General features: G+C 54.2%; 22 protein-coding genes. 17 read left to right on the forward strand and 5 right to left on the reverse strand.

All coding sequences use genetic code 11. From position 1 onward, the window contains the following. Positions 1-86 precede the first annotated feature (86 nt). Positions 87-1,019, reverse strand: a complete 933-nt coding sequence (locus tag FE784_RS34260) for a hypothetical protein (protein WP_139606753.1) — start codon at positions 1,017-1,019, stop codon at positions 87-89. A gap of 131 nt (positions 1,020-1,150) precedes the next feature. Next, on the reverse strand, positions 1,151-3,298 hold the full coding sequence (locus FE784_RS34265; RefSeq protein WP_139606754.1) for a YhgE/Pip domain-containing protein: 2,148 nt from the start codon (positions 3,296-3,298) through the stop codon (positions 1,151-1,153). Between the two features lie 439 nt (positions 3,299-3,737). Here FE784_RS34265 and FE784_RS34270 point away from each other — a divergent pair, with 439 nt between their 5' ends. The 4 genes from FE784_RS34270 to FE784_RS34285 all read left to right on the forward strand — a co-directional run bounded on the left by FE784_RS34270 (position 3,738) and on the right by FE784_RS34285 (position 6,569). Then, positions 3,738-4,163: a MarR family winged helix-turn-helix transcriptional regulator gene (locus FE784_RS34270; protein WP_164821447.1), complete on the forward strand. Its 426-nt coding sequence runs from the start codon at positions 3,738-3,740 to the stop codon at positions 4,161-4,163. Positions 4,164-4,299: 136 nt separating this feature from the next. Next, positions 4,300-5,058, forward strand: a complete 759-nt coding sequence (locus FE784_RS34275; RefSeq protein ID WP_139606755.1) for an SDR family NAD(P)-dependent oxidoreductase — start codon at positions 4,300-4,302, stop codon at positions 5,056-5,058. Positions 5,059-5,082: 24 nt separating this feature from the next. Continuing rightward, positions 5,083-5,550, forward strand: a complete 468-nt coding sequence (locus tag FE784_RS34280) for a hypothetical protein (protein WP_139606756.1) — start codon at positions 5,083-5,085, stop codon at positions 5,548-5,550. 476 nt (positions 5,551-6,026) lie between these two features. Further along, positions 6,027-6,569, forward strand: coding sequence for a hypothetical protein (locus FE784_RS34285; RefSeq protein WP_176706715.1), 543 nt, complete (start codon positions 6,027-6,029; stop codon positions 6,567-6,569). A gap of 131 nt (positions 6,570-6,700) precedes the next feature. On the opposite strand, the gene FE784_RS41290 is transcribed toward FE784_RS34285, so the two are convergent. Next, complete coding sequence (locus tag FE784_RS41290) at positions 6,701-6,847, reverse strand: hypothetical protein (RefSeq protein WP_176706716.1); 147 nt, start codon at positions 6,845-6,847, stop codon at positions 6,701-6,703. Between the two features lie 1,152 nt (positions 6,848-7,999). Here FE784_RS41290 and FE784_RS34295 point away from each other — a divergent pair. Next, positions 8,000-8,470 (forward strand): DinB family protein, encoded by a 471-nt coding sequence (locus FE784_RS34295; RefSeq protein WP_139606758.1) that lies wholly within the window; start codon positions 8,000-8,002, stop codon positions 8,468-8,470. Between the two features lie 494 nt (positions 8,471-8,964). Continuing rightward, positions 8,965-9,915: an acetylxylan esterase gene (locus tag FE784_RS34300; protein WP_139606759.1), complete on the forward strand. Its 951-nt coding sequence runs from the start codon at positions 8,965-8,967 to the stop codon at positions 9,913-9,915. Between the two features lie 167 nt (positions 9,916-10,082). Here FE784_RS34300 and FE784_RS34305 read toward each other — a convergent pair whose 3' ends face one another. Continuing rightward, on the reverse strand, positions 10,083-11,027 hold the full coding sequence (locus FE784_RS34305; RefSeq protein ID WP_139606760.1) for an alpha/beta hydrolase family protein: 945 nt from the start codon (positions 11,025-11,027) through the stop codon (positions 10,083-10,085). Between the two features lie 141 nt (positions 11,028-11,168). On the opposite strand from FE784_RS34305, the gene FE784_RS34310 reads away from it, so the two are divergent. From FE784_RS34310 to FE784_RS34325, 4 genes are all read left to right on the forward strand, one after another. Then, the gene (locus FE784_RS34310; RefSeq protein WP_139606761.1) at positions 11,169-11,351 is read left to right on the forward strand and encodes a hypothetical protein; all 183 of its coding nucleotides are present in this window, start codon (positions 11,169-11,171) and stop codon (positions 11,349-11,351) included. Between the two features lie 694 nt (positions 11,352-12,045). After that, complete coding sequence (gene sda / locus FE784_RS34315; protein ID WP_139606762.1) at positions 12,046-12,192, forward strand: sporulation histidine kinase inhibitor Sda; 147 nt, start codon at positions 12,046-12,048, stop codon at positions 12,190-12,192. A gap of 77 nt (positions 12,193-12,269) precedes the next feature. Next, complete coding sequence (locus FE784_RS34320) at positions 12,270-13,280, forward strand: MerR family transcriptional regulator (RefSeq protein WP_139606763.1); 1,011 nt, start codon at positions 12,270-12,272, stop codon at positions 13,278-13,280. 85 nt (positions 13,281-13,365) lie between these two features. Next, a complete protein-coding gene (locus FE784_RS34325) occupies positions 13,366-14,052 on the forward strand; it encodes a class I SAM-dependent methyltransferase (RefSeq protein WP_139606774.1) in 687 nt (228 codons plus the stop codon). A gap of 78 nt (positions 14,053-14,130) precedes the next feature. On the opposite strand, the gene FE784_RS34330 is transcribed toward FE784_RS34325, so the two are convergent. Beyond that, positions 14,131-14,892 (reverse strand): SDR family oxidoreductase, encoded by a 762-nt coding sequence (locus FE784_RS34330; RefSeq protein WP_246132318.1) that lies wholly within the window; start codon positions 14,890-14,892, stop codon positions 14,131-14,133. Between the two features lie 230 nt (positions 14,893-15,122). Between FE784_RS34330 and FE784_RS34335 the strand changes: the two genes are divergently transcribed. The 7 genes from FE784_RS34335 to FE784_RS34365 form a co-directional block, all read left to right on the forward strand. Continuing rightward, positions 15,123-15,737 (forward strand): TetR/AcrR family transcriptional regulator, encoded by a 615-nt coding sequence (locus FE784_RS34335; RefSeq protein ID WP_139606765.1) that lies wholly within the window; start codon positions 15,123-15,125, stop codon positions 15,735-15,737. A 194-nt stretch (positions 15,738-15,931) separates the two neighbouring features. Further along, positions 15,932-16,858, forward strand: a complete 927-nt coding sequence (locus tag FE784_RS34340; protein WP_139606766.1) for an amidoligase family protein — start codon at positions 15,932-15,934, stop codon at positions 16,856-16,858. Between the two features lie 223 nt (positions 16,859-17,081). Then, positions 17,082-20,192, forward strand: coding sequence for an ATP-binding protein (locus FE784_RS34345; RefSeq protein ID WP_176706717.1), 3,111 nt, complete (start codon positions 17,082-17,084; stop codon positions 20,190-20,192). A 35-nt stretch (positions 20,193-20,227) separates the two neighbouring features. After that, the gene (locus FE784_RS34350) at positions 20,228-21,379 is read left to right on the forward strand and encodes a response regulator (protein WP_176706718.1); all 1,152 of its coding nucleotides are present in this window, start codon (positions 20,228-20,230) and stop codon (positions 21,377-21,379) included. A 117-nt stretch (positions 21,380-21,496) separates the two neighbouring features. Then, positions 21,497-24,499: a dockerin type I domain-containing protein gene (locus FE784_RS34355; RefSeq protein ID WP_139606769.1), complete on the forward strand. Its 3,003-nt coding sequence runs from the start codon at positions 21,497-21,499 to the stop codon at positions 24,497-24,499. Further along, positions 24,499-25,188: a cohesin domain-containing protein gene (locus FE784_RS34360; RefSeq protein ID WP_139606770.1), complete on the forward strand. Its 690-nt coding sequence runs from the start codon at positions 24,499-24,501 to the stop codon at positions 25,186-25,188. The genes FE784_RS34355 and FE784_RS34360 overlap by 1 nt, the downstream gene beginning before the upstream one ends. Beyond that, on the forward strand, positions 25,185-25,648 hold a 464-nt coding region (locus tag FE784_RS34365; protein WP_176706719.1), incomplete at its 3' end, for a cohesin domain-containing protein. The genes FE784_RS34360 and FE784_RS34365, both read left to right, overlap by 4 nt.

Here is a 25,648-nt window from a genome sequence, read left to right on the forward strand (position 1 = left end):
GCGTTCCGAATACTTTCGGGGGAGCCCCTCGATTATAGGGATTCGTTTCTTCTATTGGCCGACTCATTGGAGTTCACTCCACATAATTACACAAAGTCATCCTCATCCTGAAGCATATACCCCGGCTCGTCGAGAAAAAGCCTGCTCTTGGGAGTCGGCTTGACGCTCATCGGGATCTGCGTCAAATATTCGCGCTCGGTCAGCCAGCTGCACGCCATCTCCAGAAGGCCGGCATCGAGCCGCACGATCGTCCCGAGCTTATCCGACATTTCCGAGATGGAGCGTGCGTCCCGTTCCTGCTTCAAATAGTCCATGATCGGTCTGAAAAGCTCCAGCTCCCGTTCCCGAACGAACGCGACGACCCGTTCGAGCGAGGATTCGACTTTATCGGCATCGACACTCCCGCCGACGAGTCCGCTGTAAATATCGCGGAAAAATTCGGGATTGAGAGCCGACGCCTGCTGCACGCATTCCCTCATCGGGACTTCGCCGCCCCGGATCACTTCGATCTGCGCCAGCGAATCGATCATCTTGATCAGCCAGAATGCGCTGTATGCCGGATCGTGCTTGACGTAAAACCATTTCTCCGCCTTGGCCAGCATCGCGAGCAGATGGCAGCCGAGCTGCAGCAGCTGGAGCTGGCGGTCGCGCTCGCCGATATAGCGGATATTCGCGAAATAGTCTTCAAGCGACTTGTCCTTCGTAAACAGCAGCGTCCCTCTGAGCAAGTAGGAATGGCTGAAGGAGGTGGACACCGATTTCTCGACCCAGCGCTTGAATTCGTCCCGGGTATGGATGCCGGCGTTGATCGGGATGCCGTTCTCGACAAAACACATGGCGTGCTTGGCCAGCTTCTGGTCGTGAACGATCAGCTTCATATCGATGTCCGATTTCTCCCACACCTGATCGTAGGACAGGCTCCCCAGCAAAATCGCGGCGATGATCTGGTCGTCCTGCCGGACCCTTTCCACGAACGATTGCAAAGCTTCCTTGTAGGCGATAGTGATGGCGCTTTCCATAGCGTCGACGGCTCCTTTGCGAACGATGCTTTCATATAGCTTCTAATATACAGCACACATGTTCGCATGTAAATCGTTCCATGGAAAATTTTTTCGTTTTTGGATTTCGCTTCGGATATCGGCGTCATGTTCTAATGAATCATGCCGCTTTCCTTCGCTTTCCGGACAAGCTTCGCGCCCGCCCGGTTAATCCATTCCTTCAGCGAAAGGCCGACGACCAGCGCAAGCAGCGCAAATACGCCGAGCATGCACAAATCCATGACGACCACATCCCGCACGATGCCGCCGACCGCTTCCCGCATCATGCTTATGGCATATGTGAAAGGCAGAAACGGATGAATCGCCTGGAAAAAGGCGGGGGTGACCTGGATCGGGAACGTTCCGCCCGAGCCCGACAGCTGCAGCACGAGAAGCACGATCGCCAACGCTTTCCCGACGTTGCCGAATACGGATACGAGCGTGTATACGATGCACATGAATACGGCGCTGATCAAAGCCCCGTATAAAATGAACGCCCCGGGATCGGCGACATACGTCCCCAGAAGCCAAATATCTCCGATCGTCACGCAAAACGATTGGAGAATCGCCAGCGTGCCGAAGGTGAGGAAGCGTCCGAAATAAACATGATGGCTCCGGGCTTCGCCTTCGGGATGCGCCTCGACCGTCAGCAGCGAGACGAGCAGCAGCGCTCCGACCCATAAGGACAGCGTACTGAAAAAAGGCGACATCGCCGAGCCGTAGTTCGGAATCGGAAACAGCCGATGCTCCTGCAAAACGACCGGCTCCGCGAAAAATTCGCTTTCCTTGGACGCGTCCTTGCGCAGCAGGCCGATAAGCTCTTCCAGACTTCCTTGCCGTTCCATGGCGCGTATGCGGTCGGCCAGTCCTTTGATTTTGTCCGAGGCTGCCGGCATACGGCCGATAATGTCCTGCAGCGTTCCATGCCCGACGGCCAGCCCTTCCGCCGCTTCGCCTACGATACGCTGCACGTCGGGAATGCTTCTGTTCGCTTCCTGCAATACGACGAGGGCGGCTTGCGCCGGTTGCCTCGCTTTGTCCAGCCCTTGGACGATCGCGGGCTGGATTTCCGCCTTATATCGGCTCAGCACATCCCCCAGCAGATCGGAAGCTTCCCGCGACAGCTTCTCCATCCCGGCAATCAGCTCCTCGGACGGCTTCTCCCCTTTGCCTAAAGCGGTACGCGCCGCATCGGCCGACGTCTTCAGCCGCTGGAACGCCGTCCGGACTTGTCCGAGCCTGGTGGTGGCCGGCATCAGCTTCTCCTGTCCGGCAAAGCCGGCCAACCGTTCCATCAAGGCTAGCAGGGAGCCGGAGACGTCGGAAGCGATCGCGAGCCTCCGCGACAGCCGTTCCAGCCCGGCCGACACGATAGCCGTATCGGCGTTGCCGTCGCGCAGAAGCTCGGTCAACTGCACAGCGGCATCAGCCGTCGCCTTCAGCAGCTGGAGGTTATGCAGCACGTCCGGCCCGGCCGCCTCCGCCGCCTTAGAGCCGCTTTCCAGCGCCGATGCCAGCCGGTCGGCCAGTTGTTCGCCGTCCTTCGCCAGCTGGGCGATAACGGGGAGGCGAGCCTGCACCGCGGCAACGATTTCTTCCGCTTTGCCAATATCGGCGGCCGCCGTTGCCAAGGCTTGCCCGATTTCCGGCAGCATCGCCTCCAGCCGGAAGACGGCATCCCTGAGCGTCAGGATGGTCGGCAGTTCGGTTTGCAGCTCGATTCCGATATCGTTAAAGATGCGGAAGATCGTCCCGTTGGCCGTTTGGATGAAGGCGCGGTTTACTTGCTCGATAATTCCGCTTGCGCCTTTGCCGGTAATTTTCGGCGATACCGCGTTTATTTTCTCGTTTACGTAATAAACGAGCTCGGCTTTTTGCGGATTATCCGACAGCACGGTGCCGATCATGGCCGAGAAGTTGTCCGGAATAATGATGCAGGCATAGTAGTCTCCATGCTCGACGCCCCGGATCGCCTGCTCCTCTCCGGTAAACGTCCAGCCGATATTGCGGTTGTCCTTGAGCGACTCGGTGATGTCGTTGCCGAGATTGAGCGCCTTCCCGCGCATGGAAGCTCCTTGATCGCGATTGACGACGGCAACCGGCAAGCCTCCGGTTTGACTGTACGGATCCCACGACGCCAAAATGTTGAACCATGCGTAAAGGGACGGAAGCACGACGAGCCCCAGCACGATGACCGCTGCCGCCCAATTGCGCGCGATTCGCTGGAGGTCGCCCGTATATATTCGAACGATCGGCTTCATGGCCGTTTCCGCCCTTCCTCTATTTTCCGCTTTAGTATGGATAGAACCGAGGGAAGCCATACGCGGGAACATGGAGCGACTGGATCAGCGACCCAACCAACCCGATAGCCGTGAGAGACGAGGAAGAACCGAAAAACATATAGCAATATGTGCCGTTGAATACATCGCCATGTCGCTTACATGCCCGGGCGATGTATTTTTCTATGTTCTGAGTCAACAAGGAGTCAACAAGGAGTCAACGCATCACTCCTGAAAGTACTAACAGAGCGGGCGTAGCCGACCAAGCGAACATGCTCGTTATACTTAAGCCTGTCTAAGCTGAACGACAAGCACAACTTGAGATACTTATGAAGCGAGGTCGGTTGACATTCTGGAAATATCCAATATATAATTAGGATGCTAGTAATATCGACACGATCTCAGAATGGAGCCATACCGCATGTCTCAATCCATCCTTTACTTGAAAAGAACCTATATTATTATGCGCAAAGAGCTTGACGTGCGGTTAAGCGCATTCAATCTGACGACTTCGCAATTCGAGATCCTGGGCTATTTGGCTCAATCCGGGGGATTGGAGCAGCAGAAGCTCCAGCATCATAGTGGAATTACATCCGCGACTTTGACCGGAATATTAGATAAGCTGGAGGCTCGGGGATACATCTCCCGCAAGCCTAGCCATACGGACGGAAGGGCTAACGTTGTGACGCTCACGCAGCAGGGCAACGAGGTGTTCGGAAAGCTGGTCGGTCTTATTCTGGAATTCGAGAACGAGATGCTTAAAGGGTTCACGCAAGCCGAGAGAGATTTGCTGGGACAATGGCTGCAACGAGTGGCCAAGAATCTAGGGGATAAGGAATATTATTAATAGGGGCTTTTCGCCTACGCCTATAGCTAGGGTCCTAACGATTAAAGAGGGGGTGAGTGCGATGGTGCGTTTATAAGTATGAAGATGAATAACGTTTGTTTTATAGCTAGTATCCTAATTAATACTGGGAGGCATTATGCGAATCGTAGTTACTGGAGGAACAAGCGGAATCGGTTACGGGACGGCGCGCTTTGCCGCGGAACGCGGTTGGGAGGTAACGATCGTCGGTCGTAATCGAACCCAAGGCGAGAAGATTGCCGCCGAGCTGGGGGCGGACTACCTCAATGCAGATCTGTCCAAGATGTCGGATGTACGTCGATTAGCGGAACAGCTAGAAGGACCGATTAATGCGTTGGCGCTGTGTGCGGGAGGAATATATACCGACAAAGAGGCACGGCTGACCAATGAAGGGTTGGAGACGACTTTCGCAACAAACTATTTGAGTAAATTCGCGTTATCGGAGATCCTTCTTCAGCAGAACAAGATCGTACCTGACGGATGCATCGTTATGGTAGGAGGTAATGGCGTCCACAAGAATGCTTCGACCTCTTGGGCTGAACCACAAGCCGGTCTATCATCCGCGATGAAGGCAGCGCTTGCGGTCGATCTCTATGCTTCCGAGCTCGCCAAGCGATATCCGCAGTTGCGCGTGCATACCTGCTATCCGGGAATCGTTCGAACGAATTTGTTCCAAGAGGCATCGTTGCTGTTCCGATTGTTGTCTCGAATGTTCGGCCAGCCGTTAGCCAAAGGCAGCGCTTATCTGGGTCGGCTGATCTTGGAGAAGCATTCGGGGGTGCATTGGAAGCAGGATCGCCCAATGCGTTTCCGCGTTCCTTTGCCCGTAGGCCATGAAGCTGAGGCGCTATGGGCATATAGTCGACAATATATTTGACCACATAACAAAGGGGAGTTAAGCATGCGTTATAAAGCAGGGTGGCTGGTGCAAAATCATATTTTGGCTTTGACGCATTTTGAACCGGTGGTAACGATGGAGGATTTCCGGGATATCGCTGCGGATGCGCACATGGCTTTGCAAGAGGCGACGCAGCCCCTTCACCTTCTGATCGATAATCGGATTATCGCCGAAAGGACGGTCGCCACTCTGGACTCGATGTTGAACGCTCTGCCGATCCTCCAACATGCGCACCTGCGATGGATTGTTGTCGTGCTGCCCGAAGCCGTCAAAGAGACTGCAGCAGCTAGACAAGTCGAGCGGCATGGATCGATTCAATTAAAATTTACGGACAGTCTGGCTTCCGCATTCCAGCATCTTGCCCGTGAGGATGACCGTATAGACGGGGCGGCCGGCATGGAATCTAGCTGGAGCGATTGGATTTCGTATGAGGGGAATCCGGTGGCGACGGGAGAAGAAGAGAAGGCGTAAGGCCGCGTCGGACGCGGGTTTGGGGGCTATGACAGGTTGCTGATTGATGACCTGTTTCAGCCCTTTCTGGACTTCCCGTTCAACAGCTTGCAAACAAGAATCTGACGAAAGCAGTTGCAGGAACCCTGGAGCCAGCCACAGTCCGGCAGTTGGGGTAGGTTGTTGTTGAATGAGCGGAAAGATCAATGGCATTATTTATCCACAACCCCGCCACGAATTTTGGTGGTGAGCGGTTTATGGTGACAGAGGTTTAGGGACGAACGTGTGCTGCTACTGCTTCCGCTGACGTGATAACCGGCAACACGACATCCTTGTCGTCTCTGACGTTCTTTTGCAGCCGTTCAGCGTATTCCAGTAATTTTCTTGGCATCCTGGCGTCTTGTTCAGCGCGGGGTTATTAGCCGATTTTCGCGATAAGGCGTTTTGTTCCTGCGTTAGTTGAGTTTTTCAAGCAGCAGCCATAGGCTATGCGGGGAATGTGCCGTCTAGTTGAAAACTACGATATCGATAAAGGAATGGAATATATTAACTCTCATTTGGATCATGCGGTTGCAATCAAAGAAAAATTAGTGCAGGCTTTCCCTGGGGCGTATGGGATGCATTTTTCTATGCATTTTGGTCCATTTTTAAAGGAAACGCTGGGTAGCGCCAAGAAACAAAAAGCTTACAACGAGATTGTCCATTTTCTCGATCATCTAACGATAACGAAGGAAATGGAAAACGATTTAGAACACATCATACCTTTGATGGAGGCTGAAGACGTCGAAAACATACACAGCACGATACAAGACGCAATCGACGATACCGATAAGTACATCATGAATCATCAAAAGGAATTGGAGGCGTATATGGTCTTCCGTACTTCGGAATCCTATCAATCAACACCAGCATACAAAATGCAGCAGTTGCTTATGGAATTCCAGCAAAACAGCGGATACTACGAAATTTTTATCGCAAATTTAAAGATCATAAGCCGGCGCTTATCGCGAGTATACAGAAAAACTCCACAAGGTAAATGAGTTATTTATGGAGAAGTACCCGCAAATGGCAAAATTTTATCCATAACCCCTCTGCAAACTCCAGCGCCTAACGGTTCGTCCACCGCGCCCCTTAGGAGGATGACTGGCAACGGGTATTTGGGAAACTTCCTCTATTCGTCGTATATAAGCGTATCGTCCTGACTGATAATTGTCCCGGTCTTCTTGCCCTCGCATACTTCTTTCATCGAAACCGGCCGGTCGAAATTGAATACATGAATCGGCAATCCGTACTCCCGCGCCAAAATAAAAGCGGACATGCCTACCACCTTCAAGTCCCGCTGAATGATGTCGTTAAAATGGAGCGCACTGTACTTGCTGGCGTGCTCATTGTGTTTCGGTCTGCCTCCAGTTCCCTATCGACGCCTTGCTTAGCAACCAACAATGCTTCGCAATTTACCTCGATCGGACGGACAGGTAATCTGTCGTCACATAAGGTTGCCTGTTCCTTCCCGAGAAAATGATGATATACCCTTTCTCCAGATGATGAATCGCCCGCAGTCGAATGTACGGATCCCGCCTTGGTTCAAACCATATGGTTTCGTCGGCCCCGTCCTCCACGGGCTTCTTGCTCCCTAAGTCCTCCCAAGCGTAGCCAAGGGAGGTCGTTGCACACGGGCGCTGGCTTATCCTCCGAGGCATTCCCGCCGCGCTGATCGGAACCCCTATTTTTCTGCGTTGGAACTATTCAAGCATGGAGGTTCATGAGGGAGTAAGAAGCTGGAGCGACTGGATTTTTCCTACGCGGACAATCCGGTAGCGACGGGAGAAGAATGAGCGCCGAGAGGCCGCATCGGACGCGGGTTTGGGGGCTGTGACAGGCTGCTGGATGGCGACCTGTTGCAGCCCTCTTTGGACTTTTCGTTCAACAGCTTGCAAACAAAAACTCGCTGAAAGCAGTTGCAAGAATCCCGGAGCCAGCCACAGCCCGGCAGTCGGAACAGGTTGCTGTTGAATGGCATCATGCGCTTTGCTTCCGTCCATCCACTAACAGGCGCGGCGCATCCTTTCGTGCGGAATGAGAGTCTGATCGCCTCTGGGAGCAATTCGCTTCGCTTTTCTTGGCGTTGCTGGTATCTCCCAGTCTGGTGGCATCGGCTGCGGGAGCCGTTTGGAGCGTCAAAGTTCAGGCCAGTCTACAGGTTGACCTGGTTGTCAGCACCAAAACAAGCATCAGTGTACGAACGCTCGAGCGCTGGCTCAGCAGTACCGCAAAGGCAAGTGGTGCGGCTTAAAGCCGCAGGGACGGACCAGCAAAATCTGAGTCGGCAACATTAGCAAACTATCGAAGTTATACGGGCAGGATTGCTCAATGATCTCCCGAATACTTTAACGATTAATTACTGCGAAATTAGTAAGTAGGAATTACAGCAAGACCCTCGTCATGGAAAAAATACAGGAGGCTGTATGCCATGTTGAAACTATTCGAATATAACTGGCAAGTGCGCAAAGATTGGTTTGACTGGTGCGACTCGGTGACCGAGAAAGAGTTGCTGAAAAAACGCAAAGGCGGCCCGGGCAGCATTCTCTATACGCTGTTTCACATTGTGGACGTCGAGTACAGCTGGATAAGCGGTTTGCAAGGAAATCAGCCTCAATTCGAGGACTGTGCCGACGTGCAAAAGTTAAGAGATTTTTCAGCACGTTGCCATGCGGAGATCGCTCCATTCATCTACGATTGGAATAGCGGCATGGAAACTCGTATTTTGTCCGACCAAAACGACGATACAGGCGAATGGGAGTACTTCAAATATGGGGAGATTATGCGACATGTTATCGCCCATGAGATCCACCACATCGGCCAATTGTCTGTATGGTCGCGAGAAATTGGCAAACAGCCGATTACCGCAAACTTGATTCGCAGGGGATTGTTCGAGATTTAACGGTGATCCACCTTTCGTTAATGGGAAACGATAGTTCAACGGTGATCGATGGTTGCAAACAACACGCCAACAGGCTGCAAACCATAGAGTTGAAGCTTGTTCCTCGCACAGTCCGCCCTTTCGGGTGCTACCTTGCTTCACTTGGCATTTTGTTGGCGTTCCGTTCGGCTTGGCCCAGCCACAGGGGGATGACTCGCCTTGGCTCAAACTGCATTGTTTCATCAGTCCCGTTGTCTACGGGCTTTCTTGCTCCCTAAGTCCTCCCAAGCGTAGCCAAGGAAGATCATTGCACATATGCGTTGCCGTATCCTCCGAGACATTCCGGCCGCGCTGCCCGAATCCTCATTTTGTTTGTTTCGGAACCCTCCGAACATAGGGGTTCGTGGGGAGTAAGAAGCTGGACCGGACCGGACTCGTTCCGCATTGCCCGTCTTGCCGTTACGTCGTATGATGGATGTTGGACTACATCGCTTGAAATGGAGAGGATCGAGATTATGAATGCGATACAAAACAGGCTGGCCGTATTGGAAGCATACCGGCCCGACAGGCACGTTCCAGGGGATTTGGACTCGTTCTGGTCGGAGACGCTGGCGTTTTTTGCGGACAAGCCTTTGAACGATACGAAAATAGGGATGGAGCCGCTGTTTCCATTGGCGGACGTATACGACGTGCGGTACGAGGGATTCGACGATACCCCGATTGCAGGCTGGTACATAGTCCCGCGCGCGGAGAGGGAAGGCAAGCTTCCTTGTGTCGTTACGTTTCATGGCTATACGGGCGGAAGAGGATACCCGGAACGGTATGCGCAATGGCTGATGCTCGGATATGCGGTATTCGCGGTGGACGTGCGCGGGCAAAAAGGCGACACGGGAAATCGTCTGGCGAGCGCCCACGGCATGACGAAAGGCTGGATCAGCCAGGGTATCATGGACAAATACAACTGCTATTACCGGGCCATCGCGATCGACAGCATCAAGGCGGTCGAATGGGCGAGCCGGCAAAGCGAGGTCGATCCGTCGCGGATCGTCGTCGAAGGATCGAGCCAAGGGGGCGGTCTGGCGCTGCTGGCTGCCGCGTTAAGCGATACGCCCGCCATCGCGGTGGCTAACGTGCCGAATATGTGCCATATGGATTTCGGCATGCTGAACTCGACGGGCTCGCTCACCGAGCTGTCGGCGTTCGTCAATGAATTTCCCGACCGGCTGGATGCCGTGCTCGATACGCTGAGTTATTTCGACATCATGAACTTGGCCGAGCGCATTCGCATTCCGGTTATCGTATCCGTCGGACTGAAGGATACGATCTGCATGCCGGAGACGGTATATGCCGCATACAACCGGCTGACGTGCGAGAAGGAAATTCACCCTTACCCGTTCATGGGGCACGAGCACCTCGGCTACCATAACCGGAAGACGCTCGAGTTCGTCCGCCGGAAGCTCGGTTGAGCGAAATCGGACAAAAAAGCCGTGTATCGACTGGCAAAGTCGATACACGGCTTTTTGAACGTTATGGAAAGTTTAACTTCGCTAAAGCGGTTAAGCGAAGTGCGACTTTCTGTACAGAATCAAGCAACCTTTAAGATCGGATGTACTTAAGACTACGATCAAGACTTTTACAGGACGCGGTCGAAGAAGGCAAGCACTTCCTCGCGCATTTCGGGCGTTTCCTGATGCGCCGCATCATAGCGGAGCAGCTTCCAGGCATCCGCCGCTCCGATGGAGCCATATACATTTTTGAGATCACGGTCAATCCGCTCGAGACCTTCAACCGGCGTAAGCGGGTCGGCATCGCCGGCTACGCTCAAATGATGCCTCGGCGCGATCAGCGCGTTGATTTGCGAAGCCGTGAACTGGGTAAGCAGGTCGGGCACATAATAGTACAGGCCGTGACGGTCCAAGCCGCCGTCCTTCATCAGAGCTTGGAAGTCGGTCAGGCAGCAAATATCCGCGACCGCCTTGATCCGCGTATCGAGAGCGCCGAGCCACCAAGCCATCGTGCTGCCCATCGACATGCCGACCGTGCCGATTCGCCCCGCATCCACTTCGGGACGCGTAACGACATAGTCGACGGCGCGAATGGAATCGTACAGCATCATGCCCAGCATGGAGCGTCCGTGCCAAAGCATTTCCTTGAAGACGGACGATTCGCTCCGTCCGCTGCGTTCGCCGAACACCCAGCTGTCGATGGCGAGCACCGCATATCCCCGCTGCGTCAGCGCTTCCCCATAGCCGGGCTGCTGCAAGTAGGGAGCGGGATGAAGCAGCTCTTCCTTGCCTACGCCGTAGTAGCCGCCGTGCGAATGATGGTATACGATGACCGGCGGTTTCTGCCGGCCCGGCTTCGGCTGCTTCGGCAGCAGCAAATAGGCGGGCACCGGTTCGATTCCGTTCAAATCGAGCGACAGCTTCGTAAGCGTGTACGTTCCCCGGTCTTCGGTCATGACCGTTTCCGCCGAGATCGGCCGGTTGCGCGCAGGCAAACGGCCGAGCAGGGCGTAAAGCCGGTTGCGGTTTCCCCTCTGTTCCGCTAAAAATGGTTCCAGTGCATCAATTTCCATCCTTCATTCCCCTCCATTTCCTATTGTAACGGATGTTGGCACGAAACGGAAAACCCGATTATGTCTTTTTATTAGAAAAAAAAGGTATAATAGCTTGATAGAGAGGCAAATAGCCGGTAATTGACGGCATTGGAGGATCATATGAAAATCATAATCAGTTTATCCGTGGGCGGCGAGCAAGTAAAGGAAGACGTCGTGGAGATCGAGGACGACAAGCTGGAGGAGCTGTCGGAGGAAGAGGTGGAGGCGGCGGCGGAGGCGGTCGTGCGCCAATGGGCGGACCGCAAGCTGAGTATCGCATGGGAGGTGGCCGAGCCGGAATGATGACGGCTCGGTCTTTTCTTCGTACGACGGCATAATTCGGCATATAGAGTACATCTCGCATGATCGTGGGAGAGTTGACGCCTTCACCGGTGCTTGCGAGACCGCGAATCCAATAAATAGCGGAACTGACGTACGTTATTGCCCCGAAAGCAGGGCCGACGGCAAAATAACGGAAAAGCATTCCTCTAATATGCTATTCGCTGTCCATTTTCACCCCGAGAGATCAAAATAACGGAAGCCCTAGCCGTTATATTCAGGAGTTTCACGAGATTCGAGACCAGTACGGAATTCAGTACCGCTAGTACAGGCAATGTGTTGTCGTGTAACGCCTGTCGATGACTGCAGGTTGTAGGCGGATTTGCTGCCGATCCGTTATCATTCATCGAATTCAACTCCTCGCATTATGGATGCGCCGTTGGCATACGGATGGTGCCGTCGCCCTTTTCCCTACTAATCTATCAACAAAATCTACCAACCCAAAATTTCCTATAAAATGTTTTTATGGCACCATCGCCATTCGCGGCTGTTGATAACTTTATACACATTATTCGACCTGTTCCGCATACATATTTAGACAGTTATCAACATAGTGCCCACAAGATATCCACACTTTCATGTGTACAACGGTGCGGTTGTTCCGCTTGTGGCGCCATGTTACCATATAGAAAAACAGGTAAGAAGTAAGGTGACGGACATGAAAACATTGAGCAACGAAGCATTGCTGGACTCCTACTACAAGGCGATCGACCTCAAGCTGGACCGGGAATTCGTAACATTGCTGCTGGCGGAAATCAAGAGACGGAAATTAAACATAAAGTATTTTGAAGCTCAGGCGAACTGAGCTTTTTTGTTTTGTGCCCGCTTTTTGCATTGACGCTGCGGCAACGTTACAGGTAAAGGTTAAGGGAGCGGTTCGGGTTGAAAATCAAGGAAATTGCCGAAAAACTCAATATTTCGTCGAGAGCGATCCGCTTCTATGAAGAAAAAGGCTTGCTGGCGCCGGCTAAAGATAGCAGCGGATACCGCACCTTCGACGAGAGCGACGTATGGCGGCTGCAGACCGTTATCGCGCTCAGGGAGGCGGGGATGCCGCTGGAGGATATTCGCAGGACGATTACGGCAAGCAGCGCCGGCGACCGGGATGCCATTCGGCGCAATCTGGAAATTCAACGCTCCGGGATGGCGTCCAAATGGATCGAATTGAAGCAAATGATTGAAACGGCCGACCGGATGCTGGCGCTGACGAATGAACGCGAGACGGTTCCCGTGGAAGCGATGTATCGGATTGCCGAGTTATCCAGACGATTGCGGGAGGAGCGCGGCGAATGGCGCGACCGATGGGGCTATGACCGTTTGGCTTCCACGCATGATCAGCGGGTCGAGAGTCATTCGGGCGAATTCTCCGATTATACGCAGGCGCTGGAGCTGGTAGCGAAATGGACCTCGGCCCGGTCGAACGAAGAGGGCCTGGATCTCGGAACGGGGACGGGAAATCTCGCCGGCATGCTGGCGCGGCAGGGCGCCAAGATGGCGGGAGTGGACCAATCTCTGCAAATGCTGAAGCAGTGCAACGAGAAATTTCCGCAGGTGGAGACGCGGATCGGCAATTTGCTCGCGATTCCTTATACGGAGGGGAAGTTCGATTTTATCGTGTCGAGCTTTGCCCTGCACCATTTGTCCGGCGGTCAAATCCGGCTCGCGCTGGAGGAAATGCGCCGGGTGCTGAAGCCGCGCGGCCGTATTTGCATAGCCGACCTGCTGTTCCAAGATGAACATGCAAGAGCGTCGCATGCCGACAGCTTTCCCGATAACAGCGGCTACGCGCTGCTGCCTGACGTTGCGGAATGGCTGGAGAAGCGCGATTACATCGTCAAGGCGGAGCGGATTAACGAGCTGCTGCATATCGTGTACGCGGTACCGATCCGTTAGAACGAAAAAGGCAAAGCGGGGATTGACCTTCTCGTAACGTCAACCCTTACGATGGGGACGTACACAAACGAAGGAGGAATGCATGTTGCCGGATCATTCGAACATTTATTTGGAAAAAGCGCAGCAGTACGAGCTGCTCATTTCCAAACAGCCCGGATTGGCCCATGTAATTGGGGAAATAAAAAAATTCGACGGTTTGGACGTCGTGGATCTCGGTGCCGGAACGGGAAGGCTAGCCGCGACATTGGCGCCAAGGGCAAAGTCTATCGTAGCGCTGGACGCCTCGCGGGCCATGCTGGATATTGCCGCCCGCAAGCTGGCGCAGACGGGGCTGACCAGCTGGAGAACCGAAGCGGCCGACCATCGGAAGCTGCCCTTGGAGCGCCATAGCGCGGATCTCGTCGTGTCCGGTTGGAGCCTCTGTTATTTGACCAACACGAACGTTCCGGAATGGGAGCGCAACTTAAATGAAATTATCGGGGAAATCAAGAGGGTGCTCCGGCCCGGCGGAACGGTCGTCATTTTGGAGACGTTGGGGACGGGCACGGACGCTCCGGACGCTCCCGATTTTCTTCGCGGCTACTATTCCGCATTAACGAACGTGTACGGGTTTTCCCATAAATGGATTCGTACCGATTACGAATTCGAGCATATCGGGCAAGCCGTCGAGCTGGCCGAATTTTTCTTCGGAGCCGAATTGGCGGAACGGGTCAAAGCGAATCATTGGGTTCGGCTCCCCGAATGTGCCGGAATATGGTGGCTGCATCTATGAGGAAGCCGCAATTACGTTAAACGAACAAAACGGCCGCACCCATTCGGACGGCCGTTTGTTCCTATATTTATTTCCGGTTCAATATGCCGTCCAGCCCGCATCGGCTGTAATGACGGTGCCATTGACGAAGCCGGACTCGTCCGACGCCAAGAACAGCGCGACGGCGGCAATTTCCGCGGGATCGCCCACTCTCGGATTAATGCCCATTCCCGCCATCGCCTTTTCCATTCCGAACTCGTTTGGAGCGGAGCTGCCCGCGCCGATATTCGTCTTCACTCCGCCAGGCGCGATGGCGTTGCAGCGGATGCCGAGCTTGGCGTATTGGTAGCCGACGTTTTTGGTCAGACCGACGACCGCGTGTTTGGAGGACGTGTAGGCGGCACCCGCCCGGGAGCCGTACAGTCCGCCGACGGAAGCTATATTGACGATACTGCCTTTGCCTTTTGCCATAAAGAGGGGGAGCGCTTTCCGGATCGCGCGCATCGGGCCGGTCGCGTTGACGGCAAATACGCGTTCCCACGCTTCATCGGTCAGCTCGTGGGCGGGAACCATGCCGTCCATAATACCGGCGTTGTTCACCAATATATCCAAAGTGCCGTACTTCTCGACCGCAGTATCGATCATGTTCCGAACGTCATCCTCTTTCGCGACATTCGCGGCTACGGCGACGGCGGTGCCGTTGCCCGCTTCGATCAAGGCGACGGTTGCTTGCGCGGACTGCTCGTTCAGATCGGCCACGACGACCTTGGCGCCTTCCTTTGCGAACAAGACGGCGATTTCCTTGCCCATACCGGAGCCGGCTCCGGTTACGACGGCGACTTTTCCTTCAAGCTTCATGATCATGACCTCCCGGATTGTTGGATTGTGCGGCGAATTGAAGTACAATAAAAGCGAGCATCTGGAACAGCTGTCGGTTTATCAACAACTGTCTACTAAAAGTATAATCCTCCCGGCGGACGGCAACAATCAGTAAAAATGTTCGATATGTACGAAAACGAACAAGTTGGCCGATTCTGTTGGATAAATCGCGAGCCTATTCATTCTACCGGAGTTTGGAGGAAGTGTGACCCATGTCGGATACGGCTGCAAAACCGGACAGAAGAATCGCCAAAAGCAAGCAGGCGCTCAAGCGTGCGCTCCTCACGCTGCTGGCCGAGAAAGACTTCCAGTCCGTCTCCATCACGGAAATCGTCCGGCTGGCCGATTGCAACCGCGGCACGTTTTACGCGCATTACGAGCATAAGGACGCGCTGCTCGCGGACGTGATCGGCGAAGTCACTTCCGGGCTGATCGAGGCGTTCCGGGCACCGTACCGGGATAAAGCTTCTTTTCATCTGGACGAATTGCCCTATACTTCCGTTGCGATATTCGATCATATATACCGGAACGCCAAGTTGTACGAAACGCTGCTGAACGGCAACGTGCTGCCGAACTTTCGCGAGCAAATGTTCCGTACGTTGAAATCGGTCTCCATGGAAGATCTGTACGTCGCTCCGGACGAGTCGTCTTCCAAAATCAACACCGAGCTGCAGATCATTTACCAGACCCATGCTTTGCTGGGCCTTACCGATCACTGGATCCGCGAAGGGTTTCCCTATACGCCGGAATACATGGCGGAGCAGCTTCTGCTGATCGTGAATCGGAGACCGGGGAAAGTGGTTTTGAAGCATGGCGGGATGCCGTAACCGAATGAATCGCTTGCCTCGGGATTCGATTTAGTGTTGGGTCGGTGCGCTCCGTTTATTCACAAATCCAGAAAGAACAGGAGGGATTGCTTTGCCCAGACAAAAAATTCCCCGTTAACCCCGAGCGCGAGGGCCGCCTGCGTCTCCGTCTCCTTATCACGTGATTCCATTACGAATGAGAGAGGGTAGGACGTATGTGGCCTAAGCAGGTAATGTGGCAGGAATTGAAATTCGGAGTGGAAATCGAGTTTGTAGGCGGAGCTCCGGAGCAGGTCGAGCTGCTGCCGGGATGGGTGATGTCGCTCGACGAGCTGCAAATCGACGAAACGGGGGCGGAGTCGGGCAGCGAGCTGAAGCCGCCTCCGATCGTGTGGGAGCAGCGGGACCAGATTAGGGTTATGCTGGACCGGCTAAAGGCGCAAGGGGCGACCGCGAATTGGAGCTGCGGGCTTCATGTGCATGTCGGACTGGAGCGATGGGGACAGCCCGTATTGCTGCCGATCGTCGAAACGGCAGTATCGATGCAGGAGGCGCTTCGCGGTTTGCTGCGTACGAGCGATCACCGCATGCTGTTTTGTCCGCCCGTGACCGAGGCGATGCTGCACCGCTTCAGGTCCGACCCGAAGGAATCGGCGATTCGCCACAGAGGACGCCCGCAATCCCACCGGTGCGGGATTAACGCGGCTGCCTGGTTCGATATCGGGACGGTGGAAATCCGATATGCGAACGGATCGCTTGACTACGACGAAGTGCTGCGAACGGTCGAGCTGTGTCTTCGTTTCGTCGCAGCCATCGGGGCGGGGCGTCGTCTGCCGAACGATTCCGGGCGGTTGGCGGAGGAGTTGGGCGTACCGGCCGAAGGGTATCCGCCTCCGGCTGCGCCGCCGCAATGGTACCGGGAACGGATGTGGCTCGAGGAGACGCTGTTGCCCGTATTGGCGCCGCAGGTTCTCGCCTTGGTAAAGGACGGAGAGGTTCATCATATCATACCGGTTGCCGAAGGGATTATGGTCGCCGTGGAGAAGCCGGACGGCTCGCTCGTCCGAATGAAGTTCAGGGCATCCGCAACAGGTTGGGAGCGGCTCGGTGAAGAGGCCGCGAAGCCGAACACGGATGAATAGGTTCGTTATCAGGAGTCATTCCGCCATGGAATGGCTCCTTTTTGGCGTGCCCCCGCGGCGATAGACCAGGCGGTTAGCCTCGCGGATTTGTTGGATAATGTCGTGAAATGAAGTACAATAAAGCGAGTCTATTCACTCGAAGTACGGTCCGAACCGAAACATGAACGGTAAGGAATGGTTGACACCCGGTTCGTTATCGCGAGCACAGTGGAGCGTAGATCACATGAGAACTTTTGTCGGGCGAATCAAGCCCGATTCCTTTCTCCTTATCCTTACTGGCGTCATGATCATTTTCGCGGGTATAGCTATATGGGGGATTTATTTCCAAGAGCCCAAGGCGATGCCTACTGTCGATCAGGGAAAGATCGACCTCAGCGAATGGGATTTTATCGGGCAGGGGAATTTGCCTTTGAACGGGAAGTGGGAGTTTTACCCGGGCCGGCTTCTGCAGCCGCGGGATTTCGACGAAGCGGCGCAGCCTAGCGGTTATCAGTCCGTACCGGGCGCATGGAGCGGCTCGGTCGCGGATAATGGCGAGCCGATGGGCAAGTGGGGATACGGGACGTACAGGCTGATCGCCAAAGTGGGGGACAACCGGGAATCCCGATATGCGATTCACGCGAATGTTATTTTTATGTCGGCCAAGCTGTTCGTTGACGGGAAGCTGCTTGGAAGCTCCGGCCGCCCGGCCGAGAACAAACGGGAATACTTGCCTGCCAATGTGCCCATTACTGCGGTATTCCATAAAGAAAGTGAAAACGATTACATTGAAATCGTTTTGCAAGTAGCCAATTTCGATCATCGTACGGGAGGCGTCGGCACGCCGTTATATTTCGGGTACAGCGACAACATGTCCCGCACCATTTTGTCGGATGTGGCGATTCAGGCGGCCAGCTCGTTGGTGCTGCTCGTGTTCGGCGTTTTTTTTCTCGTCTTGTTTCTTTTGTACATTCGCGATTCGAGCTTGATCTTGTTCGCCTTATTTTTTATTTTTTTCGCCGGAAATACATTTGTTAACGGGGAGAAGCTATTTTTGCAGCTTATCCCGAAACTTCCTTTTGAAGCCGCCTGGACATTTAAAAATTTTACGATCTATGCAGGAGTGCCCATCCTGTACGTTTTGACGACCAGAATGTACCGCCCGTTCAAATACGGCAAAATATTGGCGATACCGGCGTTGATGGTGGGCGCGTATTGCGCAGCGATTTTGCTCTTGCCCTACTATCGATATATTGCCGTCGAGCGGCTGGCTATTAATATAGTCATGTTGTTCCACTTTTTGTTGATTATCCTTTTGGCGATCAACTATGCGAGAGGGAATTTTGGCAAATACGGCAAAATGGAGCTGCGTATCTATATCGCATCGATGCTGTTCCTGCTCCTGTTTAAATCAAGCAATATTTTGCATGTAAGATACTACATGGATAAAAACTGGGTTGCCCCGACGTCGATCATCTGTTTTCTACTCTTGATTTGTATCATGCTCGTGCAGCGGTATTTTCGAACTTATTCCGCAATGGAAGGGCTATCGGGAACGTTGCGGGAGGCTAATCGACTCAAGGACGAGTTTCTGCGCCGCACGTCGGTGGAGCTCAAAACGCCGTTGCACCGAATTTTAAATTTGTCGGAAGCGATCATGGAAGCTGCCGGACAAAATCCCGGCGCAGAGTCGGCGGCCAAGGACAAGCTTCAGATGGTTCGCAATGCCGCCTACCGAATGTCGTACATGGTGGATGATCTTATCGACCTTGCAAGAATCAGGGACGGCAGTTTAACGATGGCGCTTAAGCACGTAAATCTGGCCGCCTGCGTCTCCATGGTGTTCGAAGTATTCGAATTTATTGCCGATGGCAAACGGATTTCGCTGAATCGTCGCATCGATCGGGACGCCGGGTATGTCCTTGCGGATGAGAATCGTCTCATGCAGGCGCTGTATCACCTTATCGACAATAGTATAGTGCTTATGGAAGGCGGAAGTATTGCCGTAATCGGTCGTCGCCGCGGCACTGCCGTCGAGGTAACGATACAGATTAGGGACAAAGGGATGCTGACCGACAATCTCGAGGTGATTCGGCAGGCATTCGAGCATCGCGAGAAAGCATTGGAGCTGGACAGCAGGGGGCTTGGATGGAGCTTTGCCATCGTGGACAAGCTGGTTGAGCTGATGCAGGGAAGCTTGCGCATGGAATGGTCTCCCGGCGGGGGGTACTGCTGCGTGATGAACCTTCCGCTCGGCTTTTCGGCCGAAGCCATAGCGTTGCCCTATCCGGTTCACGAATCGTTGGAAGCCGCCGCCGGAGTCGGATTGCCCACTGGCCTGCAGGCGAATTCCGCACGCAGCGCATACACGGTGCTTATTGTCGAGGATGAAGCGGTCATGTTCGAGGTGCTGCTTCCGCTGCTTGCGATGGAAGGGTACAAGGTCATGGCGGCACAATCCCGGGAAGAAGCGGTGCGCAAGGTCGAGGTGCCGGACAAGCCGGACATCGTACTGATCAATATGATGATGGACGACGGCTCGGGATACGAAACCGTTCGCCTGATTCGCGAGCGGTACACACTGATCGAATTGCCGATTTTATTCATCACGGCCCGGAACACGCCGGCCGATATAGAGGCCGGGCTGGACGCCGGCGGCAATGACTATATTGCCAGACCGCTGGATACGGGCGAGGTGCGGGCAAGAATCCGGACACTGCTAGCGATGAAAAGAATGGCCAAAGAAGCGGCGCTCCATGAAATGGCTTTCCTGCAATCGCAAATTAAGCCTCATTTTCTTTATAACACACTGACGACCATTAAGTCGTTATGCTATACGGACGGCCGCAAGGCAGGGAAGCTGATCTCCGTATTCAGCAACTATTTGCGTATCTTGTTTCAGATCGATAGTGCCGAGCAGACGATCAGCCTGGGAAAAGAGCTGGATTTGATCCGGGCCTATACGGAAATTGAAAAAGAACGATATGGAGACAGACTGAATATCCGCATTGACGTGGAACCGGAATTGCTGGAATATCTCATTCCTCCGTTAACTATACAGCCTTTGGTGGAAAATGCGATTCGGCATGGCGTGGTCAAGCGAATTTCAGGAGGAACGGTGAAGCTGATCATTCGACGCGAGAAGGCCGCGATGAAAGTGATCGTGGAGGACGACGGCGTCGGAATGCCGGGGCGAACCGCGCAAGAGTTGCTTCATAGAGAAACAACGGCGCAGGGAGTAGGATTTGCAAGCATTCGCAAAAGAGTGTCCCGGTTGACAGGGGACACGCTGGAGCTGGAAAGCGCGGAAGGAATAGGTACGAAAATTACGTTCCGGCTTCCGCTTGCCAGGTAAGTCTGGAATTGCGAAGCGAAGGAATGGGTGCAAAGATGAGAGCCTTAAAAGCTTATTTGGTAGATGACGAGCGGCGCGCATTGGAAATGCTGGAAATGATGCTGCTGGAAATAGGCGGGATAGAAATCGTCGGTCGTTCGGGCAATCCGTTCGAGGCGTTGGAGCAAATAAGAGATTTGAAGCCGGATGCGGTCTTTCTCGATATCGAGATGCCCGGCATGGGCGGAATCGAGCTGGCGGAGCGGCTTCGCAGCGATGTCGCCGCCTTGACCATCGTGTTTGTCACAGCGTACGACAAGTTCGCGATCGGCGCTTTCGAGCAAGGGGCGATCGATTATTTGTTGAAGCCGCTGGAGGAAGCCAGATTGTTGAAAACCGTGGAAAGAATTCGCCGTTCGACCCGGCTGGATGCGGCAGGGGGGACGGGCCCGGACGAGCAGGCGCCGCCTAGCCTGAACATTCGTCTGCTGGGCGGATTGGAAGTGTCGGACGAGCTTCAGGGAGCGCGGATATGGCGTACGGCCAAACCCCGGGAATTGTTTGTCTTCTTGCTGCTGCATTCGGCCGGAGGCGTTCATCGGGACGACATTATCGACCGTCTGTGGGGCGACGTCGATTACGCCAAAGCGAAAATTTATTTGCATACCTGCATTAGCTATTTGAGAGCGGATTTCCGCAAGCTGGGATTCGCCAATATCGTTGAATATAAAGAAGAGAAGTATATGCTGAGCCGGGAAGGGGTCGATTGCGATTACTTCTCGTTGCGCCAATCGCTGCTTGCGGCGCGGGCGCTGTTGGAAGGCGGCGAAGCGGGCAAGCTGGAAGCGGCGTTGGAATTGTATCGCGGCCCTCTGCTGCAACGTTGCGATTACCCATGGGCGATCGAGGCCATCGAGCAGCTGCGCAGATTATGGCTGGACGTCAGCCTTCTGCTTGCGGAGCACTATCGGAGCGAGGGCATGCCGAGCAAGGCTGCTGCGGTTGCGGAGCGGCTCTTGCTTGAAGAGCCTTATGACGAGACGGTATACCGCTTGCTGATGGAATGCTATCGAACGATGGGCAAGCATGATCAGGCAGCCAGAATACGCGACAGGTTGATTCATGCGCTGCAGGAACTGCAGCATGATCCGTATGCTCAATCGATCGAGTTTCATAAAGCCGGATCGCGGCCGTTCCCTCTTCATTGAGAGAACGGCTATTTGGCGTATTTGCGAATAAGGGTCTTTCGGATTAAGAGATCTTTAAGCGGCCGTTGGTATACTACCAATGGCCTATTTTTTGTTACATGAGGGGGAGATGAGGAAATGCGCGGCCTATTGAACAAGTCTGTGTCAGGGTTGTTGGTCTTGCTGCTGGCGTTCGCCGGCCTGCTCGGATTGCCGGCACTGGAGGGGGGAAAGGCTTACGCGGCGCCGACGGCGGAGTATCCGGTCACTTACGGCACGAAGGAATCGAAAAGCTCGCCGAAAATGGACGGGAATCTGATCGTTTGGTCCAGCAGCAGCAATATCCATATGTACGATACGTCCGGCAAGCAGGGACGCCGACTTACGACCAGCGGTCAAGCCTACACGCCGGACGTCAGCGGAAACAAAATCGTATGGTCGGAAAACCGCGGCGTGACTATGGACCTTTATCTGTATGATGCTAGCAATGGCACGGAAACGCGACTTACGAACAGCGATGCGATTTACGAGTCGAGTCCTTTGATCGACGGGAACTTTATCGTATACCGGATCAATAACGGGATCTATTTGTACGACATCGACAAAGCGACCTCCAAAAAAATCAATACGAACCCGGACAATGATTTTAGCGTGCAAACGGGACACGCCCTCTCGGGAGATCGCGTCGTGTGGTACGAGAAAAGGTACAACCCCGGAACGAGCAAGTACGAATCGGCAATTTATGTGTATACGATCAGCGAAAATAAAACGGAAACGATTGCGACCGGAACCAATCAGCAAAATCCGGCGGTTCATGGAAGCAAGATCGTTTGGGAAGACACGCGAAGCGACTCGGAATATTACTCTACCGTTTATTTGTACGATCTCGACTTGAATCAAGGCAAGTTTCTCCAACACAGCGGCAGCGGCCAGCAGTATCCCGTCATCTATAACAACCGCGTCGCCTGGATCGACAACCGCGGCGCAGACGCTCAAGTTTATATGTATAATCTCGATACGTCGTCGGGTGCGGCAATCACGACCTCGAACGATCAGAAATCTTCCGTCGATATGCACGGAGATACGTTGGTATGGTCGTCCGGCTCGAACCTATACGCGAGCGCCAATATCGGCCCGAGCGTCACGGATGCAGTGAATGACGCGGCCGATACGGCGGCGATGAAAGATTTGCTTGAGTATACAGGAAGCGGCTTTACGCTCGGCGTATATTCGAAATGGAAAAGCAACGATCAAACCGCGGTTGTCTCGCACGTATTCTCCATTCGTCCCTATGGAGGCTACGGCAGCGCGGCGGATGTGCAGCTTGCGTTCGATGCGGCGATCGTCAACCAGACGCCGCTTGCGAATGTGAACGCCGCGGGCGACGCGACGGCTTTGGGCAACGCGTTGGGGAACACGCTGCTGCAATTGGACTTGACGGCATATAACGCGTTGAGCGTGGCCGACCGCGACGCGGCTCTCCATACGATGCTGGCCAAACGCAACTACGGCGGGTACAAGTCCCAAGCGGAAGTTCAGACCGCGCTTTTGGCCGGCGTACGGGCATGGACGAACGCTTCATGGAAATATGCGGGCGAGCAAGGGCTGAACGGTTGGTTCGGGGATGTAGCGGCCGATCGGACAGGCAAGCTGTATGTCGCTTATCAGGACAACGATCACGAAGAAAAAGCGACGGTGAGAACCTTAAACGGGACAAGTTGGCAAGCCGTAGGCGGCGCGGGCTTTACCGAAGGCAGCGCGGGGTCTGCGATGGCACTCGCTTTCGACAGCGGCAATCGTCCGTACTTGGCCTTCGCAGACGGAAGCAACGGCAAAAAAGTGACCGTTAAGAAGTTCGACGGAACGGCTTGGCAGACAGTAGGAAGCGCCGGTATATCGCAAAGTAATCCGTTCTACCTTTCAATCGTTATTGGCGCCGGAGATGTCCCTTACGTCGCATGGTCGGTAACTCAGGGGAGCAGTCCGGCCATCGTGAAGAAGTGGGACGGAACCGCTTGGGTGAATGCCGGAAACGGCAATCTCTCTTCCAACGACGCTTCTTATATTCATCTGGCTGCTGACGGCAACGGCGTTGTTTACGGAGCATACAGACATTCGAAATTGAATGATGTAAATGACGGCAAGGCGATAGTGAAGAAGCTTGTCGGCTCGGACTGGGTGCAGGTCGGAACGCCCGGCGATATGAGCAATGCTTACTATTTGGATTTTGTCCTGAGTGACAGCGGCATTCCTTACATTGCCTATAGAGACACTCAAGATTCCTACAAGATGACTCTCCTGAAATATACGAATGATACCTGGTCCAAGGTAGACAGCACGAATCCGCCGAAAGGGGGGCGTCCGCAGTTTTCCTTGAGCATACACAATGAGACGCCGTATGTGGTTGTCTCGGACGATGAGCCAAGGCTTAGTGTGCTGAGGCTTGAAAGCGGTACGTGGTCCAAGGCAGGCAGTACGGAGTTTACCGACGGCGCGGTGGACGAGGAGGCGCAAAAGCTGGTTTTTGTTGGCGATACCGCCTATCTCGGATTTCTGACGCGGTACGGCATGATTTCGAATCGGACGACGGTCATGACCAACGACAGCCTGAATACCGTGCCGACCACGATTCTCGGCTCGATCGGCAACCAAACGTTGACATTGCTCAAAGCCGGATACGAGGCGGGCAAGCAGGAAGCGAGGTCGATTGCGGCAGTTCGCGACGGCACGGGAGACTTGGCCAATCTGCAGGTGAGTCTGAGCGGGACGAACGCCGGCGATTTCGTGCTTTCCAAGCTGACTGGCAAGACCTTGACCCAAAATACGGCGATGAGGTCGTTCACGGTGAAAGCCAAAGACGGTTTGGCTGCCGGCACGTATTCGGCGACGGTCACGGTCACGGCCGACCAAGCCGCTCCGGTGAGCTTTACGGTTACTCAGCAAGTGACCGTGCTGAAAGGAGACGTTAACGGCGACGGCAAGGTTACGCCGGCGGATGCGCTGTATATTACAAAATATACGCAAGGTCTGATTCAATTGACGAACGATCAGAAAGCGATTCTCGATATGAACGACGACAGCAAGGTTGACGCGGACGACTTGAAAATCATCATGAACATTTACTTGGGGGTGGCGGGGTAATGGTCAATCGGAATGTCGGACGGAGCGGGGCTGCCGGCTCGGACGGACGCGCTTCTTTCGGAACGGCTCGTCGCGCGGGTTTGACCGGCAGAAGCTGGTTAGCCGTTTTGCTTGTACTGTGCCTTGTCTTTTCCTTCGGCCCGGTCGCCGGAGCGAACGGCACCTCCGCCAGCATAGAGGCGGGTCAGGCATCGGGGAAGCCCGGGGACAGCGTGGATGTGAAGATAACCCTCGATCCCGCAATGTCGTCCGTGCTGCGCTATAAAACGGAAATCAGTTACGATAAGAACGTGCTGGAGCTTGATCAGAGTTTGCCGGTGGACGTCCAATTATCAGCGATTGAATCCAATGTGGACACCACAACAGCCGGAACGATCAAGGTGGATCAAGCATACTTGGATGGACTCGGGTTCCTTTTGGAGAAAAAAGTAGCGTTTACGTTAAAGTTCAAAATCAAAAGCGCGGCATCCGCCGGCGATTCGGCGATCACGATCGTTTCCGGCTCGTTTTCGGAGGATGACTCGACATGGAACAATTTCGCCACTTTCACTCCAGGCAAGGTGACGGTAACGGCCGCAAAGGGAACGTCGTCGGTCGAAATCGGCGAAGCGGAAGGAATGGCGGGACAAACGGTCCATGTGCCCGTATCGCTCGCGCAGGCGTCGGCGGGCGTCGGCTCCTACGCATGAAGATCAATTATGACAAGAGGGCTTTGGAAGTGACCGGCATTACCGGGAACGGAGGAGATTACTTCGCTTCCAATTTCAACAATGCGGAAGGCTGGCTAAAGACGGCGTGGGTCGATGCGGCGGGCGGCACAAAGGCCGCAAAAGCCGGAGACGCGCTCTTTACGATAGCATTCAAGATCAAGGATGACGCCTCGCTCGGCGATAAAGTGCTGACCGTCGTCAAGCAAACCGATATCGATGATTTTACCTTCACGGATACATCCGCGGTGGAAATGGACAAAACCTTGAAGGCCGGAAAGGTGAAGGTGAGCAATGCGGTCGTTATCGCCGTAACCGGCGTAACGGTAACGCCGGGGACGTTGAGCTTGGCGGCGGGCGGAGCGCCGGGAACGTTGACGGCGGCAGTCGTACCGGCAAACGCGACGAATGCGAAAGTAACGTGGACGAGCAGCAATACGTC

Source organism: Paenibacillus hemerocallicola, assembly GCF_006265175.1.
Classification (GTDB): domain Bacteria; phylum Bacillota; class Bacilli; order Paenibacillales; family NBRC-103111; genus Paenibacillus_AB; species Paenibacillus_AB hemerocallicola.

What these genes read in the sequence shown, in the direction of transcription:
- FE784_RS34335 (WP_139606765.1), top strand. Translation starts at nt 15,123, where the DNA reads ATGTCGGATACGGCTGCAAAACCGGACAGAAGAATCGCCAAAAGCAAG.
- FE784_RS34350 (WP_176706718.1), top strand. Translation starts at nt 20,228, where the DNA reads ATGAGAGCCTTAAAAGCTTATTTGGTAGATGACGAGCGGCGCGCATTG.
- sda (WP_139606762.1), top strand. Translation starts at nt 12,046, where the DNA reads ATGAAAACATTGAGCAACGAAGCATTGCTGGACTCCTACTACAAGGCG.
- FE784_RS34340 (WP_139606766.1), top strand. Translation starts at nt 15,932, where the DNA reads ATGTGGCCTAAGCAGGTAATGTGGCAGGAATTGAAATTCGGAGTGGAA.
- FE784_RS34300 (WP_139606759.1), top strand. Translation starts at nt 8,965, where the DNA reads ATGAATGCGATACAAAACAGGCTGGCCGTATTGGAAGCATACCGGCCC.
- FE784_RS34360 (WP_139606770.1), top strand. Translation starts at nt 24,499, where the DNA reads ATGGTCAATCGGAATGTCGGACGGAGCGGGGCTGCCGGCTCGGACGGA.
- FE784_RS34285 (WP_176706715.1), top strand. Translation starts at nt 6,027, where the DNA reads ATGTGCCGTCTAGTTGAAAACTACGATATCGATAAAGGAATGGAATAT.
- FE784_RS34310 (WP_139606761.1), top strand. Translation starts at nt 11,169, where the DNA reads ATGAAAATCATAATCAGTTTATCCGTGGGCGGCGAGCAAGTAAAGGAA.
- FE784_RS34260 (WP_139606753.1), bottom strand. Translation starts at nt 1,019, where the DNA reads ATGGAAAGCGCCATCACTATCGCCTACAAGGAAGCTTTGCAATCGTTC.
- FE784_RS34270 (WP_164821447.1), top strand. Translation starts at nt 3,738, where the DNA reads ATGTCTCAATCCATCCTTTACTTGAAAAGAACCTATATTATTATGCGC.
- FE784_RS34265 (WP_139606754.1), bottom strand. Translation starts at nt 3,298, where the DNA reads ATGAAGCCGATCGTTCGAATATATACGGGCGACCTCCAGCGAATCGCG.
- FE784_RS34280 (WP_139606756.1), top strand. Translation starts at nt 5,083, where the DNA reads ATGCGTTATAAAGCAGGGTGGCTGGTGCAAAATCATATTTTGGCTTTG.
- FE784_RS34275 (WP_139606755.1), top strand. Translation starts at nt 4,300, where the DNA reads ATGCGAATCGTAGTTACTGGAGGAACAAGCGGAATCGGTTACGGGACG.
- FE784_RS34345 (WP_176706717.1), top strand. Translation starts at nt 17,082, where the DNA reads ATGAGAACTTTTGTCGGGCGAATCAAGCCCGATTCCTTTCTCCTTATC.
- FE784_RS34295 (WP_139606758.1), top strand. Translation starts at nt 8,000, where the DNA reads ATGTTGAAACTATTCGAATATAACTGGCAAGTGCGCAAAGATTGGTTT.
- FE784_RS34305 (WP_139606760.1), bottom strand. Translation starts at nt 11,027, where the DNA reads ATGGAAATTGATGCACTGGAACCATTTTTAGCGGAACAGAGGGGAAAC.
- FE784_RS34355 (WP_139606769.1), top strand. Translation starts at nt 21,497, where the DNA reads ATGCGCGGCCTATTGAACAAGTCTGTGTCAGGGTTGTTGGTCTTGCTG.
- FE784_RS41290 (WP_176706716.1), bottom strand. Translation starts at nt 6,847, where the DNA reads ATGTCCGCTTTTATTTTGGCGCGGGAGTACGGATTGCCGATTCATGTA.